Source organism: Sphingopyxis sp. FD7 (assembly GCF_003609835.1).
GTDB lineage: Bacteria > Pseudomonadota > Alphaproteobacteria > Sphingomonadales > Sphingomonadaceae > Sphingopyxis.
In genome coordinates this window covers 2,092,396-2,106,296 of record NZ_AP017898.1, presented here as the reverse complement: position 1 = coordinate 2,106,296, position 13,901 = coordinate 2,092,396, and the positions used below count along the sequence as shown (strand labels likewise).

General features: G+C 67.0%; 14 protein-coding genes. 9 read left to right on the top strand and 5 right to left on the bottom strand.

Going from position 1 to position 13,901, the window contains the following annotated elements:
• Positions 1-183: 183 nt before the first annotated feature.
• Positions 184-834, bottom strand: coding sequence for a fructose-6-phosphate aldolase (fsa, locus tag SPYCA_RS09915; RefSeq protein ID WP_120220040.1), 651 nt, complete (start codon positions 832-834; stop codon positions 184-186).
• A 210-nt stretch (positions 835-1,044) separates the two neighbouring features.
• Between fsa and radA the strand changes: the two genes are divergently transcribed.
• The 4 genes from radA to SPYCA_RS09895 are packed head-to-tail and all read left to right on the top strand — an operon-like array spanning position 1,045 to position 5,276.
• Positions 1,045-2,406: a DNA repair protein RadA gene (gene radA / locus SPYCA_RS09910; protein ID WP_120220038.1), complete on the top strand. Its 1,362-nt coding sequence runs from the start codon at positions 1,045-1,047 to the stop codon at positions 2,404-2,406.
• Positions 2,407-2,416: 10 nt separating this feature from the next.
• Positions 2,417-2,953 carry a CvpA family protein gene (locus SPYCA_RS09905; protein ID WP_120220036.1) on the top strand — a complete coding sequence of 179 codons (537 nt, stop codon included), beginning with the start codon at positions 2,417-2,419 and terminating at the stop codon, positions 2,951-2,953.
• Positions 2,950-3,378 carry an iron-sulfur cluster assembly scaffold protein gene (locus tag SPYCA_RS09900; RefSeq protein WP_120220034.1) on the top strand — a complete coding sequence of 143 codons (429 nt, stop codon included), beginning with the start codon at positions 2,950-2,952 and terminating at the stop codon, positions 3,376-3,378. The genes SPYCA_RS09905 and SPYCA_RS09900 overlap by 4 nt, the downstream gene beginning before the upstream one ends.
• Positions 3,375-5,276 carry a cation:proton antiporter domain-containing protein gene (locus SPYCA_RS09895; protein ID WP_120220033.1) on the top strand — a complete coding sequence of 634 codons (1,902 nt, stop codon included), beginning with the start codon at positions 3,375-3,377 and terminating at the stop codon, positions 5,274-5,276. The genes SPYCA_RS09900 and SPYCA_RS09895 overlap by 4 nt, the downstream gene beginning before the upstream one ends.
• Before the next feature lie 129 nt (positions 5,277-5,405).
• Here the strand turns inward: SPYCA_RS09895 and aroB are convergent, their stop codons facing one another.
• Together aroB and SPYCA_RS09885 are read right to left on the bottom strand one after the other, a co-directional pair.
• Positions 5,406-6,524 carry a 3-dehydroquinate synthase gene (gene aroB / locus SPYCA_RS09890; protein WP_120220030.1) on the bottom strand — a complete coding sequence of 373 codons (1,119 nt, stop codon included), beginning with the start codon at positions 6,522-6,524 and terminating at the stop codon, positions 5,406-5,408.
• A complete protein-coding gene (locus SPYCA_RS09885) occupies positions 6,512-7,087 on the bottom strand; it encodes a shikimate kinase (RefSeq protein WP_120220028.1) in 576 nt (191 codons plus the stop codon). Before SPYCA_RS09885 ends, aroB begins: the two co-directional genes overlap by 13 nt.
• A gap of 139 nt (positions 7,088-7,226) precedes the next feature.
• On the opposite strand from SPYCA_RS09885, the gene SPYCA_RS09880 reads away from it, so the two are divergent.
• The 4 genes from SPYCA_RS09880 to SPYCA_RS09865 all read left to right on the top strand — a co-directional run bounded on the left by SPYCA_RS09880 (position 7,227) and on the right by SPYCA_RS09865 (position 12,643).
• Positions 7,227-9,020: a hypothetical protein gene (locus SPYCA_RS09880; protein WP_120220027.1), complete on the top strand. Its 1,794-nt coding sequence runs from the start codon at positions 7,227-7,229 to the stop codon at positions 9,018-9,020.
• 107 nt (positions 9,021-9,127) lie between these two features.
• Positions 9,128-10,039: a tyrosine recombinase gene (locus tag SPYCA_RS09875; protein WP_120220025.1), complete on the top strand. Its 912-nt coding sequence runs from the start codon at positions 9,128-9,130 to the stop codon at positions 10,037-10,039.
• Between the two features lie 9 nt (positions 10,040-10,048).
• Entirely contained in the window at positions 10,049-10,996 is a 948-nt protein-coding gene (locus tag SPYCA_RS09870; RefSeq protein WP_120220023.1) for an acetyl-CoA carboxylase carboxyltransferase subunit alpha, read from the top strand.
• Between the two features lie 108 nt (positions 10,997-11,104).
• A complete protein-coding gene (locus SPYCA_RS09865) occupies positions 11,105-12,643 on the top strand; it encodes a M48 family metalloprotease (protein WP_120220021.1) in 1,539 nt (512 codons plus the stop codon).
• Between the two features lie 91 nt (positions 12,644-12,734).
• Here the strand turns inward: SPYCA_RS09865 and SPYCA_RS09860 are convergent, their stop codons facing one another.
• Together SPYCA_RS09860 and SPYCA_RS09855 are read right to left on the bottom strand one after the other, a co-directional pair.
• Positions 12,735-12,896: a Flp family type IVb pilin gene (locus tag SPYCA_RS09860; RefSeq protein WP_120220019.1), complete on the bottom strand. Its 162-nt coding sequence runs from the start codon at positions 12,894-12,896 to the stop codon at positions 12,735-12,737.
• 139 nt (positions 12,897-13,035) lie between these two features.
• The gene (locus tag SPYCA_RS09855; protein ID WP_232003258.1) at positions 13,036-13,206 is read right to left on the bottom strand and encodes a Flp family type IVb pilin; all 171 of its coding nucleotides are present in this window, start codon (positions 13,204-13,206) and stop codon (positions 13,036-13,038) included.
• Between the two features lie 74 nt (positions 13,207-13,280).
• Between SPYCA_RS09855 and SPYCA_RS09850 the strand changes: the two genes are divergently transcribed.
• Entirely contained in the window at positions 13,281-13,700 is a 420-nt protein-coding gene (locus SPYCA_RS09850) for a (deoxy)nucleoside triphosphate pyrophosphohydrolase (RefSeq protein WP_120222258.1), read from the top strand.
• The last annotated feature ends 201 nt before the right edge of the window (positions 13,701-13,901 follow it).

The following is a 13,901-nucleotide window of genomic DNA, read 5'->3' as shown; positions in this document are numbered from 1 at the left end:
CGCGAATCTCTCCCTTTCGGGCGAGTATCGCGGGTGGTTGACGTTTACGTCAACTGGAAAGGATGCAGCCGCTCTCGTCGTCATTGCGAGCGCAGCGAAGCAATCTCCAGGCATCGGCCTTAAGCGACGCCGACAACTGGAGATTGCCGCGTCGCCTTCGGCTCCTCGCAATGACGAGGCGCTTTAAATCGACTGGCCGGTCTTGGCCCAATCGGCGAGGAAGCCTTCGATGCCCTTGTCGGTAAGGACATGCTTGAACAGCCCCTTGATGACGGCGGGCGGCGCAGTCATCACGTCGGCGCCGATCTGTGCGGCCTGCAGGACGTGAATGCCATGGCGCACGCTCGCGACGAGGATTTCGGTCTTAAAATCATAATTGTCGTAGATCAGCTTGATGTCGCCGATCAGCTGCATCCCGTCGAAACCATTGTCGTCATGGCGCCCGACGAAGGGCGAGACGAAAGTTGCGCCCGCCTTGGCGGCGAGCAGCGCCTGCGCCGCCGAAAAGCAAAGCGTCACGTTGACCATCGTGCCGTCGCCGGTCAGCGCCTTGCATGTCTTGAGGCCGTCGATCGTCAGCGGCACCTTGATGCAGACATTGTCGGCGATCTTGCGGAGGATTTCGGCCTCCTTCATCATCGTTTCATGATCGAGCGCGACGACCTCGGCCGAGACGGGGCCGTCGACCAGCGCGCAGATTTCCCTGGTCACGTCCTTGAAGTCGCGGCCCGACTTGGCGATCAGCGACGGGTTGGTGGTGACGCCGTCGAGCAGGCCGGTCGCGGCGAGCTCCTGAATGGCGTCAATTTCGGCGGTGTCGACAAAGAATTTCATGGGATGGGCTTTCTTGCGGGCAGGTGATTCGGCTTGGCCATCGCCCTAGAGCAATGAACGTCAAATATGAACCGTGCTCGCCTGTTTTCGTCATGCCGGACTTGATCCGGCATCCATAGCCGCGGCGCTGAATGGACCCCGGATCAAGTTCGGGGTGACGAATGTGGAAAGAGGCTGGCGTTCGTCCTTTGTTCACGTTAAGCGCTGATCATGGCCAAAGCAAAGCGTCAATATGTTTGCCAGAATTGCGGGGGCGTATCTTACCGTTGGCAGGGGCAGTGCGCCGATTGCGGTGAGTGGAACACGCTGGTCGAAGAGGCCGCCGAAACCGTCTTTTCGGCCAAGCACGACCTGAGCAAAGGCGGACGCACGCTCGCGCTCGAAACGCTCGATGCCGCGAGCTCGATGCCCGAACGGATGCTGTGCGGGATCGCCGAGTTCGACCGCGCGCTCGGCGGCGGCTTCGTTGCGGGTTCGGCGACGCTGATCGGCGGCGATCCGGGAATCGGCAAATCGACCTTGCTGCTCCAGGCCGCCGGAAGGCTCGCCAAGGCGGGCAGGTCGGTCGTCTATATCAGCGGCGAAGAGGCCGCGGCGCAGGTGCGGCTGCGCGCGCAGCGACTGGGGCTGGGCGATGCGCCTGTGGCGCTCGCGAGCGCGACGTCGGTGCGCGACATTCTCGCGACGCTCGACCGCCAGACCGCCGATTTCGTCGTGATCGATTCGATCCAGACGATGCACAGCGACCTGATCGACAGCGCGCCGGGGACGGTGAGCCAGGTACGCGCGAGCGCGCAGGAATTGATCCGCCATGCCAAGGATAGCGGCGCGGCGATCGTGCTCGTCGGCCATGTGACCAAGGACGGGACGATCGCCGGGCCGCGCGTGCTCGAACATATGGTCGACACGGTGCTGGCGTTCGAGGGCGAGCGCAGCCACCAATATCGCATCCTGCGCGCGGTGAAGAACCGCTTTGGCGGCACCGACGAGATCGGCGTGTTCGCGATGGGCGAGGAGGGGCTGGGCGAGGTATCGAATCCGTCGAGCCTGTTCCTGACCGACCGCAGCCGCGACGTGCCGGGATCGGTCGTGTTCCCCGCATTGGAAGGCACGCGCCCGGTGCTGGTCGAGGTGCAGGCGCTGACCGTGCGCCTCGCGAGCGGCGCGACTCCCCGCAGGGCCGTCGTCGGCTGGGACAGCGGGCGGCTCGCGATGGTCCTCGCGGTGCTGGAGGCGCGCTGCGGGCTGCAAATGGGGGCGGCCGAAGTCTATCTCAACATCGCGGGCGGCTACCGGCTCACCGATCCCGCCGCCGATCTCGCCGTTGCTGCCGCGCTGATCTCGGCGTTCAGCGAGCGACCGGTGCCCGCCGATGCGATCGTCTTCGGCGAATTGTCGCTTTCGGGCGAGGTGCGCCCTGTCGCGCACGACGCGCTGCGGCTTCGCGAAGCGGCAAAGCTTGGATTCTCAAGCGGCTGGGGGCCGAAGGGGATGAAGCGCGTGAACGGAATCGGCGTCACGGGCTTTGCGCGGGTCGGCGAACTCGTTGACCTGATGCTCGGGCGCGACTAGCCCCGCGAGCATGGGAAGTTTGACGGCTCTGGATATGATCGTGCTGACGCTCGTCGGCGGCAGCGCGGTGCTCGGTTTCATGCGCGGCCTGGTGCAGGAAGTGACGACGCTGCTCGCCTGGGTGCTGGCGATCGCGGCGGTCTATTTTTTTCACGCGCCGGTGACGGATTTGACGAGCGGCTGGGTCGGCGCCGGCGGCGGGGCGGCGGTGCTGGCCTTTGTCCTGCTGTTCGGCGGCGTCTTTGCGCTGGCCAAATGGGGATCGCGCGCGATGGGACGGCGCAGCCGCGCGTCGATCGTCGGCGGTTTCGACCGCGGGCTGGGCGCAGGGTTCGGCGCGATCAAGGGACTGCTGATCGCCACCATCGGCTTCATGCTGCTGACGCTGCTTTACGACATCGGCTATGGCACCGCACCGCGCCCCGAATGGATGACGGCCAGCCGGACCTACCCCGCGCTCAGCGCGAGTGGCGCGGCGATGAGCAAGGTGATCGCCGAACGCCGCGCCGAGGCGCGCGATGCCGAAGCAAAGGCGGTCGCACCATGAGCGCCCCGCTTTATAACCGGGACATATTGGCGTTGGCGATCGCCACCGCCGACTATCTGCCCAACCCCGACGCGCGATACCGGGCGAGCAAGCGTGCGCCGCTCTGCGGCAGCGCGATCATCCTCGATCTCGACACCGACGAGGGCGGGCTTGTGACGCGCGTGGGATTGCATGTCGAGGCGTGCGCGCTGGGGCAGGCGTCGGCGGCGCTGCTCGCGCGCCATGCGCCCGGCCGCGGCCTCGCCGACCTGCGCCGCGCGCGCGACGGCATCGCGGGCTGGTTCGCGGGCACCGGCGCGCAACCCGACTGGCCGGGGTTCGATCTGCTCGCCCCCGCGCGCGATTATCCGGCGCGGCACGGCGCAATTCTGCTGCCCTTCGATGCCGCGATCGCCGCGTTCGAGCAGCGGGCAGCGGCGGCATGATCTTGCTCGCGCTATCCGCCGCGACGACCGAGGCGGCCGAGAAAGCAGCGGAGACCGCGACCGACACCGCGCTGCTGGAAGGCGCGATCCTGCTCGGCGTTGCGACGCTGTTCGTGCTGATCTTTCGCCGCCTCGGCCTGGGGGCCGTGCTCGGCTACCTGATTGCCGGGGCGATCGTCGGGCCGCACGGGCTGGCGCTCGTGGGCGGCGGCGAATCGAAGCTGGCGATCGCCGAACTCGGCATCGCCTTCCTGCTCTTCCTCGTCGGGCTCGAACTCCACCCGCGGCGGCTGTGGCAGCTTCGCCGTGCGATCTTCGGACTCGGCATGACGCAGGTGGTGGTCACAGGGCTGGTGCTCACCGGCCTCATCTATCTCATCCTCGGGTTCAGCCCCGCCGCGGCGATCGCGCTCGGCCTGCCGCTGGCGCTCTCGTCGACCGCGCAGGTGCTCCCCGGCCTCAAAAGCTCGGGTCGCATCAATTCGCCCTTCGGTGAGAAAGCCTTTTCGATCCTGCTGTTTCAGGATCTGGCGATCGTGCCGATGATTACCATCGTTGCCGCGCTGTCGCGCGCGCCTGCCGATCCGTCGGCGCCGCCGGGCGCGATGCTCGCGCTCTATACGGTCGGCGCGATCATCGGGCTGGTGCTCGCGGGGCGGTTCATTCTCAATCCTTTGCTCAGGCTCATCGGCCGCTATGGCGAGCGCGAATTGTTCGTGGTGGTCGGGCTGCTCGCGGTGCTGGCGAGCGCGGCGCTGATGCACAGCCTGCACCTGTCGACCGCGCTCGGTGCCTTCATCGCGGGCGTGATGCTCGCCGATTCGCCCTATCGGCACGAGATCGAGGCCGATGTCGAACCCTTCCGCCTGATCCTGCTCGGCCTTTTTTTCCTCGCGGTGGGGATGGTGCTCGACGTCAATGTCGTGCTTGCCGACCCGCTGCGCGTCGTCGGGCTCGCGGCCGCGCTGGTCGTGGTCAAGCTCGCGGTGCTGACGCTGATCGTCCGCGCGTTCGGCAAATCGTGGAAGACAGCGCTCGGCCTGGGATTGCTGCTGAGCCAGGGCGGCGAGTTCGGTTTTCTGCTGTTCACGCAGGCGCAGCAGGCGCTGCTCATCGCGCCCGAGGCGGCAAGCCTGTTCAGCGCCGTGGTCACGCTGTCGATGATCTCGACGCCCTTCCTGATGCTGTTCGCGCGCAATCTGGAGTTTGCGCCCGACCGCGACGGCCCCGCGATGGACGGCCCCGAACATGCGCCGCGCGGTTCGGCGCTGGTGATCGGCTACGGCCGGTTCGGACAGACGGTGGCGCAGATGCTGCACGCGGTCGATTGTTCGGTGACGCTCATCGACAAGAAGCCGAGCCAGATCGAACGGTCGGGCCGGTTCGACACCAAAGTCTATTATGGCGACGGGCTGCGGCTCGATCTGCTGCGGCGCGCGGGCGCCGACGATGCAAGGCTCATCATCTATTGCATCGACGACGCCGCGTTCGACGCCGCGACGATGCGGCCGATCGTCGAGGCCTTTCCGCAGGCGCGTGTGCTCGCGCGCGTGTTCGATCGCCGCCAGCTGATCGCGATCGACGGCGCGGGCGTCGCGGGCGCGGTGCGTGAGGTGTTTGAAAGCTCGGTCGCGCTTGGCCTCAAGGCGCTCGCAGAGCTCGACGTCGACCCGCGCGAGATCGAGGATGTCGAAGCCGCGTTCCGCCAGCTCGACGAAACGCGGCTGGCGGCGCAGATCGACGAGGGCGACCTGACCGCGGGCATGGACCATCGCTTCAAGCCCGGCGGCGGGCGCGAGGCGGACAGCGTGATCGAAACCTTCCGCCAGCGCCGCCGCGCGGCGAAGGCGGCGCGCGACGAGGAAGCGATGCAGGCGGCTGATCCGGGGACGGTTTGATAAGAGCGTGCGCGCCCGCGAAGGCGGGGGCGCATCTGCTGTGGGTGCGATTTTGAACCGTCGGATGATGGGCCCCCGCGTTGGCGCTTCGCGCCGCCTTCGGCTCCGCGGGGACACGCGGCTGCTTTGTTACGTGCCAGCGCCCTGCGTCCGAACGCCGTCCAGAAACGCCGCCACCGCGTCGAGCCCGTAATCCTCGGTCACGAAGCTTTGCCCGATCCCCCGCGTCAGGATGAGGGGCAGCTTGCCGCCGCGCACCTTCTTGTCGTGCGCCATATGCGCGGCGAGTTCGGCGCCGCCGCTGTTGATGCCCGCACTGGCGAGGCTGTGCGGCAGGCCAACGCTCGCCAGATGGCCCTGCACGCGCGCCGCGTCGGCGGCGGGGCAGAGGCCGTTGGCGGCCGAAAACTGGTGCGCGAGCACCATGCCCGCCGCGACCGCCTCGCCGTGGAGCAGCCGGTCCGAATAGCCGGTTTCGGCCTCGAGCGCGTGACCGAAACTGTGGCCGAGGTTGAGCAGCGCGCGAATATCCTGCGTCTCGCGCTCGTCGGCGGCGACGATCCGCGCCTTGGCGGCGACGCTATGCGCGATCGCATGGGCCCGCGCGGCGCTGTCGCCCGCGAGCAAGGCTGCACCATTCGCTTCGCACCAGGCGAAAAAACCGGCGTCGTCGATCAGCCCATATTTGACCACCTCGGCATAGCCCGCACCGAGTTCGCGGCGCGGCAGGGTTTCGAGCGTCGTCGGGTCGATGACGACCATCGCTGGCTGGTGAAAGGCGCCGATCAGATTCTTGCCCGCGGGCACGTTGATCGCGGTCTTGCCGCCGACGCTGCTGTCGACCTGCGCGAGCAGGGTCGTCGGCACCTGGATGAAGGAACAGCCGCGCTTGACGATGCTGCACGCGAACCCGACGAGATCGCCGATCACGCCGCCCCCAAGCGCAATGACATGGTCGCTGCGTTCGATGCCTTCACCGATCAGCCATTCGGTGAGGCGCGCGAGCCCAGCCCAGCTCTTCGTCGCCTCGCCGGGGTCGAGGACGAAGGAGGAGAAGGCGATATTCTCCTTCGCCAGCGCAGTGCCGAGCGGGAGCAGATAATGATCGGCGACATGCGTATCGGTGACGATCATCGTCCGCGGGCGTTTGAGCAGCGGCGCAACATGCGCGCCCATGTCGCGGATCAACCCGTCGCCGATCAGGATCGGATAGCTGCGGGCGCCCAGCTCGACGATCAGTTTTTCCATTTTTTGAGGGCCTCCAGAATCGCGCGCACCGCATGTTCGTGCGGCGTGCTCGCCGAGCTGACGCGGATATGCGCTTCGGCATAGATGGGATTGCGCACCGCGGCCAGTTCGCGGAGCACCTCGCCGGGATCGCGATCCTTGAGCAGCGGACGGTGGCTGCGACGGGCAACGCGCTCGACGAGCGTGGGGATGTCGGCGTCGAGCCAGATGCTGAGGCTGTCCTTCAGGATCAGCGCGCGCGTCTCGTCATTGATGAAGGCGCCGCCGCCCGTTGCGAGCACCATCGGCCTGCCGCCGAGCAGGCGCGCGATGACGCGGCGCTCGCCGTCGCGGAAATGCGCCTCGCCGAACCGCGCGAAAATATCCGAAATCGTCATGCCCGCGGCGCGCTCGATCTCGTCGTCGGCGTCGGCGAAGCGCATTCCCAGCCGCTGCGCGAGGCGGCGGCCGATGGTCGATTTTCCCGACCCCATCAGGCCGACGAGCACGATCGATCGGTCGCGAATCGACGCGGGGATGGCGTCGGGCGACGGACGCGCCGGGCTTTTCGGGTTTCGCGACATGGTGCGCGCGGCTATACCGCCCGAACCGCAGGGGACAATGGTTTTGCTGCGCGGCAACTGGGATAGCGAGCTGGCGCGAGATGGCGCGCCCGACGATCGAGGTGGATGGGAACGACAAGATGGCCGAAAGCGCCGCAGTATGAAGCGAACGACATTGTCCTTGGCGCTGGGCCTGTCGGCCGCGGCGCTGGTGCTGCCCGCGATCGCGCAGGAATCGCTGCTGCCCGAAGGGTTCGGCAACCCCGTCGACACGCCTGCGCCGCGGCCCGCCCCGACGCCATCGCCGACCCCGACGTCGCCGCCGACGAATGGCAGCGCGCCGCCTGCGGTCGTTCCGACGATCGGCGGCAGCGCGAGCGATGCGGCGGGCGCTGACCAAGACGAGGATACGGAAGAGGAAGCGGTTGAATCGGGCGGGCTCAAATATGATCTGCCACCCGGCGCGCGCCGTCTGCTGACGCGGATCGGCCCGCTCACGCCCGAAACCGGCGGGCTGGCGCCCGACGCCTTTGGCGTGCGCGGCCAATATGCCGCGGCGATCATGCGCAAAACGAATGGCCAGCTTGCATCGCGCTGGGGCCAGATATTGCTGCGCCGCGCACTCGCCTCGGCGATCGACACGCCCCCGACGATCAACGGCGCCGACCTGGCCGCCGAGCGCGCGTCGCTGTTGCTTCGCATGGGCGAATCGACGACGGCGCGGCGAATCGTGCAGTCGGTCGACTATGATCGCGCGAGCCCGCGCCTCGTCGCCGCGGCGCAGCAGGCCTATCTTGCCACGGCTGACCCGGCGGGCCTCTGTCCTTATGTGCCCGCGGGGCTGGCGCATGGCGACGAGCACAGCTGGCGGCTCGCGTCGGCGATCTGTGCGGGCCTGTCGGGCGAAGCGGGGCCGGCGGGCTGGGCGATCGGCCGCGTGCGGTCGAGCGGCCGACTGTCGAACTTCGACATTCTGCTCGCCGAGCGCGTGCTGGGCGCGACGGGCGCCGGGCGGCGCTCGACGACGATCGAATGGGATAATGTCGAGCGGCTGACGAGCTGGCGCTTCGGCATGGCGACCGCCACCGCCATTCCGGTGCCGGAGGCGCTGCGTGGCGCCGCACCCGCCTATATGAAAGGCTGGACCGTGCTCGCGCCGATGACCGATATGGCGCAGCGCGTCGCCGCAGCGCCCGAAGCCGCGACGCGCGGCGTGTTGTCGAGCGAAGCCTATGTGTCGCTGCTGAGCGCCGCGGCGGGTGAGGAAGAACCCGGCGAAGGGCTGGTGGCGCAGACCGACCGACTGCGCGCGGCGTTCGGTGCGGCGGCCGGGGCCGATCGCTATGCGGCGATGGAGGGGCTGTGGAGCGCGGCGAGCACGCCTGTCGAGGCTTATGCGGCGATGATCGCGACCGCGCGCGCGGCCGCCGCGCTGCCGCCAGGCACCGACGTCGGCGAGGATCCGTGGCAGCTCGTGGGTTCGATGCTCGCGGCAGGCTATGATGCCAATGCGCTGGCGTGGGTGCCCCGTGTCGAAGCGGGCAGCCGCGCCTGGGGCGTGCTTGCGGTCGGCTCGCCGCGCGCGCTCGGCGACATGAGCGCGAGCGCGGTCGAACGGTTCTCGGACGATGACGACAGCGCCGATTATCTGCGCTCGAAGTTCCTGCTTGCGGGGCTGGCCGGGCTGGGGCGGCTCGACGCCAATGCCACAGCCGCGGCGGCGCGCGACCTTGACGTCGATCTGGGACGGCAGACGCGCTGGACGCGCGCGATGATGGCAGCGGCCGAGCGGCGCGAGCCCGGCATGGTCGCACTGCTCGCGGCGGCGGGGATGCAGGGTGACTGGTCGAAGGTGCCGCCCTATCATCTCTATCATATCGTCCGCGCGCTGCGCGATGTGGGGCTGGCCGCCGAAGCGCGGATGATCGCCGCCGAAGCTTTGGTGCGTGTCTGAGCGTCCTTTGAACGCAGCGGCACCGGCCCGCTCCCCCACCCGGCCTCCCATAGGTTACTATCGTCGGGGAGGCCGGGTGGGGGAGCGGGCCGGTGCCGTTTTCAGCGATGTCTGACGCGGCGCTCATCGACCGTTTTCTGGAGATGATGGCGGCCGAGCGTGGCGCGTCGCGCAACACGCTCGCCGCCTATCGCCGCGATCTGGAGCAGGCGGCCGAGTGGGCCAAGGGGCCGCTGGCCAGGGCCGATTCCGCGGTGCTGCGGCAACTGATGGCCGAATATCGCGCATTGGCGGCGAGCAGCGCGGCGCGCAAGCTGTCGGCGCTGCGGCAATTTTTTGCCTTCCTGCTCGACGAAGGCGAGCGCGCGGACAATCCGGCGCTCGACATTGCGCGGCCGACCACGCAGCGCCCGCTGCCGCGCATATTGAATCACGACGATGTCGAACGCCTGTTCGAGCAAGCGGCTACCGAGGCCGCAGGCGAAGCGCCCCCTCTCGCGGCGGTGCGGATGCTGCTGTTCCTCGAACTCCTTTATGGATCGGGGCTGCGGGCGAGCGAACTGGTGTCGCTGCCGCGCCGCGCCGTGGCGGGCGAGCGCGACTATCTGATCGTCCGCGGCAAGGGCGACAAGGAGCGGCTGGTGCCGCTGTCGGCGCGCGCGGGCGCGGCATTCGATCGCTGGTTGCCTTTGCTCGGCGGCGGATCGCCATGGCTGTTTCCGTCGGGCAAGGCGCATATCTCGCGCGTCCGGTTGTTCCAGATGCTGCGCGAACTTGCCGCGCGCGCGGGCGTCGACCCGGCGGCGGTCAGCCCGCACGTCCTGCGCCACGCCTTCGCGACGCACCTGCTCGAAGGCGGCGCCGACCTGCGCGCGCTGCAACTCATGCTCGGCCACGCCGATATCGCGACGACCGAGATTTACACACATGTCGACAGTCGGCGCCTCGTCGAACTGGTCAACCGTCGGCACCCGCTGGCGCGGATGGATGGCGTTGACCTGAAGACGCCTTCGGCCTAGCGACGGCGCATGACAGCCTTTCTGGACTTCGAAAAACAGGTCGCCGCGCTCGATCGACAGATTGCCGAACTGCGCGAAATGGGGGACGATCCCACGCTCGATATCGAGGGCGATATCGCCCGGCTGGAGGACAAGTCCGCCAAGCTGCTCCGCGATATCTATGCCCGGCTGACGCCGTGGCAGAAAACGCAGGTTGCGCGCCACCCCGACCGGCCGCACTTCAAACATTATGTCGCGGGGCTGTTCGACGACTGGATGCCGCTCGCGGGTGACCGCAACTTCGGCGACGACCAGGCGATCCTGGGCGGGTTGGCCCGGTTCCGGGGTCGCCGCGTCATGGTGATCGGCCATGAAAAGGGCGACGACATCCCGTCGCGCATGAAGCATAATTTCGGAATGGCGAAGCCCGAGGGTTATCGCAAGGCGATCCGCTTGATGCAGCTTGCCGACCGTTTCGGCCTGCCGGTGGTGACTCTGGTTGACACATCGGGCGCCTTTCCCGGCATCCAGGCCGAAGAGCGCGGGCAGGCCGAGGCGATCGCGCGTTCGACCGAACAATGCCTTGCGCTCGGCGTGCCGATGGTCGCGGCGATTGTCGGCGAGGGCGGTTCGGGCGGCGCGATCGCGCTTGCTGCGGCGAACCGCGTGCTGATGTTCGAGCATGCCGTCTATTCGGTGATCTCGCCCGAAGGCTGCGCTTCGATCCTGTGGCGCACGTCGGACAAGGCGGCGGAGGCAGCGGCGGCGATGAAGATGTCGGCGCAGGATCTGCTGGCGCTCAAGATCATCGACCGGATCGTTCCCGAACCCGTCGGGGGCGCACACCGCGCGCCCGAAGCCGCAATCGCCGCGCTTGGCGATGCGATTGAACAGGAACTGAACGGTCTGTCGGGCCTTCCCCGCGACACTTTGCTCGCCGCGCGCGAGGAAAAGTTTCTCGCGATGGGCCGCGCCTGACGAGCGCGGAACCCGATCCACCCCGCCGGCGTTCCCTCTTTGCATAACGGGCAAGCGACGGTCCCTGGCCCACGCTTGTCCTATGGAACGATAGGGATATTCTGGACGATGGCAACAAAGGTGGGAGGCGCGATCATGGGCCGGTTGACGACAGTGACGACGATCGCCGCGATTCTGGCGGGCTGTGCGGCAGCGGGCGGCGGCGGGATGAACGGCACGGCCGACGCGCGGACGAAACCGATCAAGACGGCGACGAGCATCTCGCCCGCCGAACGCAAGCAGGGCGACGAGGCGCATCCGCAACTGCTGCAGGAGTTTGGCGGCGCCTATAGCGGGCCGCAGGCGTCCTATGTGAATCGTGTCGGACAGAATATCGCCGTCCAGTCGGGCCTGTCGCGTTCGCCCAGCGACTTTACTGTCACGCTGCTCAATTCGCCGGTGAACAATGCCTTCGCGATCCCCGGCGGCTATGTCTATGTGACGCGGCAGTTGATGGCGCTGATGAACGACGAGGCCGAACTGGCGGGCGTGCTGGGGCACGAGGTCGGCCACGTCGCCGCGCAGCACAGCAAGAAGCGCCAGTCGGCGGCGACGCGCAACTCGATCCTCGGCATTCTCGGCGCCGTACTCGGGAGCGCGATCGGCGACAATGGCGGGCTGCTCGGTGGGCTTGGCGGGCTGCTCCAGAATAATTCGATGCGGATCGCGCAGCTCGCAACGCTGGGCTTTTCGCGCAGCCAGGAATTGGAGGCCGACCAGCTGGGCGTCCAGTATCTGCGCGGTGCGGGCTATGATCCGATGGCCTTGTCGACGATGCTCGCGAGTCTCGCCAACCAGACCAGCCTCGACGCCCGCCTTGCAGGCGGCAATGCCCGTTCGCTGCCCGAATGGGCGAGCACACACCCCGACCCTGCGTCGCGCGTGCGCAACGCGCAATCGCTCGCCAATCGCGTCGGCGCTGGCGGCATGCGCAACGCCGACGCCTTTCTGGCGTCGGTCGATGGCGTGCTCTACGGCGACGATCCCGCGCAAGGCGTGGTCGAAGGGCGCAATTTCCTGCACCCTGATCTTCGCCTCCGTTTTACCGTCCCCAGCGGTTATGTGATGCAGAATGGCACGGCGGCGGTGTCGATCAGCGGCAATGGCGGCCAGGGGCAGTTTTCGACCGCCCCCTATAGCGGTGACATGAACGCCTATATCGCGTCGGTGTTTCGCGCCGTCGCGGGCAATATGGCGATCAGCCCGGGAACGATCCAGCGCACGACGGTGAACGGGATTCCGGCCTATTATTCGACCGCGCGCGTCAACAGCCAGTCGGGGCAGGTCGATGTCACCGTTTTCGCTTATGAGTTTTCGCCCAGCCAGGCGTTTCATTTCGTCACGCTAACGCAAGCGGGGCGCAGCAGCGTCTTTGACCCGATGTTCGCTAGCGTGCGGCGACTGAGCACGTCCGAAGCCGCCGCGATCCGGCCGCGTCGCGTCGATGTCGTCACCGTGGGGCGCGGCGACACGGTGGCCAGCCTCGCGCGACGGATGGCCTACAGTGATTATCAGACCGAACGGTTTCAGGTTCTCAATCGGCTGACCGCATCGAGTCGCCTTACGCCGGGGCAGAAGGTGAAAATCATTGTCTACGCCAATCGGTAGGTCGCCGACGCCGATGGCAAAGAAAAGGACGGTGGGATGACCCACCGCCCTGTTCTGTTTCGTTTCACGCCTGTTGCGTGACTGAACGCGATTAGTTGAGTTCGTTCGAAACCGCGTTGAAGGTGTTGCCGACGCCCTCGCCGACAGCGGTCATCGCCGTGATGCCGGCGACGGCGATGAGGGCCGCGATCAGGCCATATTCGATGGCGGTGGCGGCTTTGGTGTCGCGAACGAACTTCTTGATGAACTTCATGACTGGTCTCCTGATTTCACTTACCCTGTTGACGGTCTGGTCTGGGTCAACATTGGCGGTTTAGGTCTAATAGGTTTTGAAAATCTTAACGGCCTTGTAGGGACCGGTGCTTCCGGGCCCCAAGATGGAACGCCTTGCCTTAAAGATTCTCCGCCGCGGCGGTCGATACATTGTTCCACATGTTGTTGGTTGAAGTTGCGACATTGCCTACGGCGACTACTGCCGCCAGAAAGATAAGGGCCAGGATCAGCCCATATTCGACGGCTGTTGCGGCCCTGGTCGACCGCATCAGCCTGTAAAGATTGCGCATTGTTCCACCCCTCGCTGACATATAGTTCCCGAGGATGCCGATATTTGCATAGGAAGGTTAACAATTTGTCCGTGCTGGATCCCGGAAAACCGCCAAAAACCTCGCTTCTCGTCGTCGCCGCGGCGCTCGTCGACCGCGACGGCCGACTGCTCGTCCAGCAGCGGCCCGAGGGGCTGGCGATGGCGGGGCTGTGGGAGTTCCCGGGGGGTAAGATCGAACCCGACGAGACGCCCGAGGCGGGATTGATCCGCGAGCTCGACGAGGAACTGGGTATCGACATAGATCAGGCGTGCCTCGCGCCCGCCTGCTTCGCGAGCGACATGCTCGGCGACCGACATTTGCTCCTGTTGCTTTATGTCTGCCGCAAATGGCGTGGAACGCCGGTGGCGCGCCACGCAAGCGCGCTGCGCTGGGTGCGCCCGGTCGAGCTTCACGGCCTCGCGATGCCGCCCGCCGACAAGCCGCTGATCGGATTGCTGGAGGCGTTGATCTGACAAATGGGTCGATCGCGCGAGTGACAGAATCCAAGCGCTGCACGGAAAAACTGTGTGTACCCGCGAAGGCGGGGGTTCATCTCCGATCGGTGCCATGCTGAGCCGACGGGAGATGGACCCCCGCCTTCGCGGGGGTACATGGTCTTTTCAATTAATGGTGGCCACACCCTGGCATCGACGGCTACTCCCTTCGCGCCTTCG

Coding starts and splice junctions, on each gene's coding strand:
- fsa (WP_120220040.1), bottom strand. CDS start 834: ATGAAATTCTTTGTCGACACCGCCGAAATTGACGCCATTCAGGAGCTC.
- radA (WP_120220038.1), top strand. CDS start 1,045: ATGGCCAAAGCAAAGCGTCAATATGTTTGCCAGAATTGCGGGGGCGTA.
- SPYCA_RS09905 (WP_120220036.1), top strand. CDS start 2,417: ATGGGAAGTTTGACGGCTCTGGATATGATCGTGCTGACGCTCGTCGGC.
- SPYCA_RS09900 (WP_120220034.1), top strand. CDS start 2,950: ATGAGCGCCCCGCTTTATAACCGGGACATATTGGCGTTGGCGATCGCC.
- SPYCA_RS09895 (WP_120220033.1), top strand. CDS start 3,375: ATGATCTTGCTCGCGCTATCCGCCGCGACGACCGAGGCGGCCGAGAAA.
- aroB (WP_120220030.1), bottom strand. CDS start 6,524: ATGGAAAAACTGATCGTCGAGCTGGGCGCCCGCAGCTATCCGATCCTG.
- SPYCA_RS09885 (WP_120220028.1), bottom strand. CDS start 7,087: ATGTCGCGAAACCCGAAAAGCCCGGCGCGTCCGTCGCCCGACGCCATC.
- SPYCA_RS09880 (WP_120220027.1), top strand. CDS start 7,227: ATGAAGCGAACGACATTGTCCTTGGCGCTGGGCCTGTCGGCCGCGGCG.
- SPYCA_RS09875 (WP_120220025.1), top strand. CDS start 9,128: ATGTCTGACGCGGCGCTCATCGACCGTTTTCTGGAGATGATGGCGGCC.
- SPYCA_RS09870 (WP_120220023.1), top strand. CDS start 10,049: ATGACAGCCTTTCTGGACTTCGAAAAACAGGTCGCCGCGCTCGATCGA.
- SPYCA_RS09865 (WP_120220021.1), top strand. CDS start 11,105: ATGGCAACAAAGGTGGGAGGCGCGATCATGGGCCGGTTGACGACAGTG.
- SPYCA_RS09860 (WP_120220019.1), bottom strand. CDS start 12,896: ATGAAGTTCATCAAGAAGTTCGTTCGCGACACCAAAGCCGCCACCGCC.
- SPYCA_RS09855 (WP_232003258.1), bottom strand. CDS start 13,206: ATGCGCAATCTTTACAGGCTGATGCGGTCGACCAGGGCCGCAACAGCC.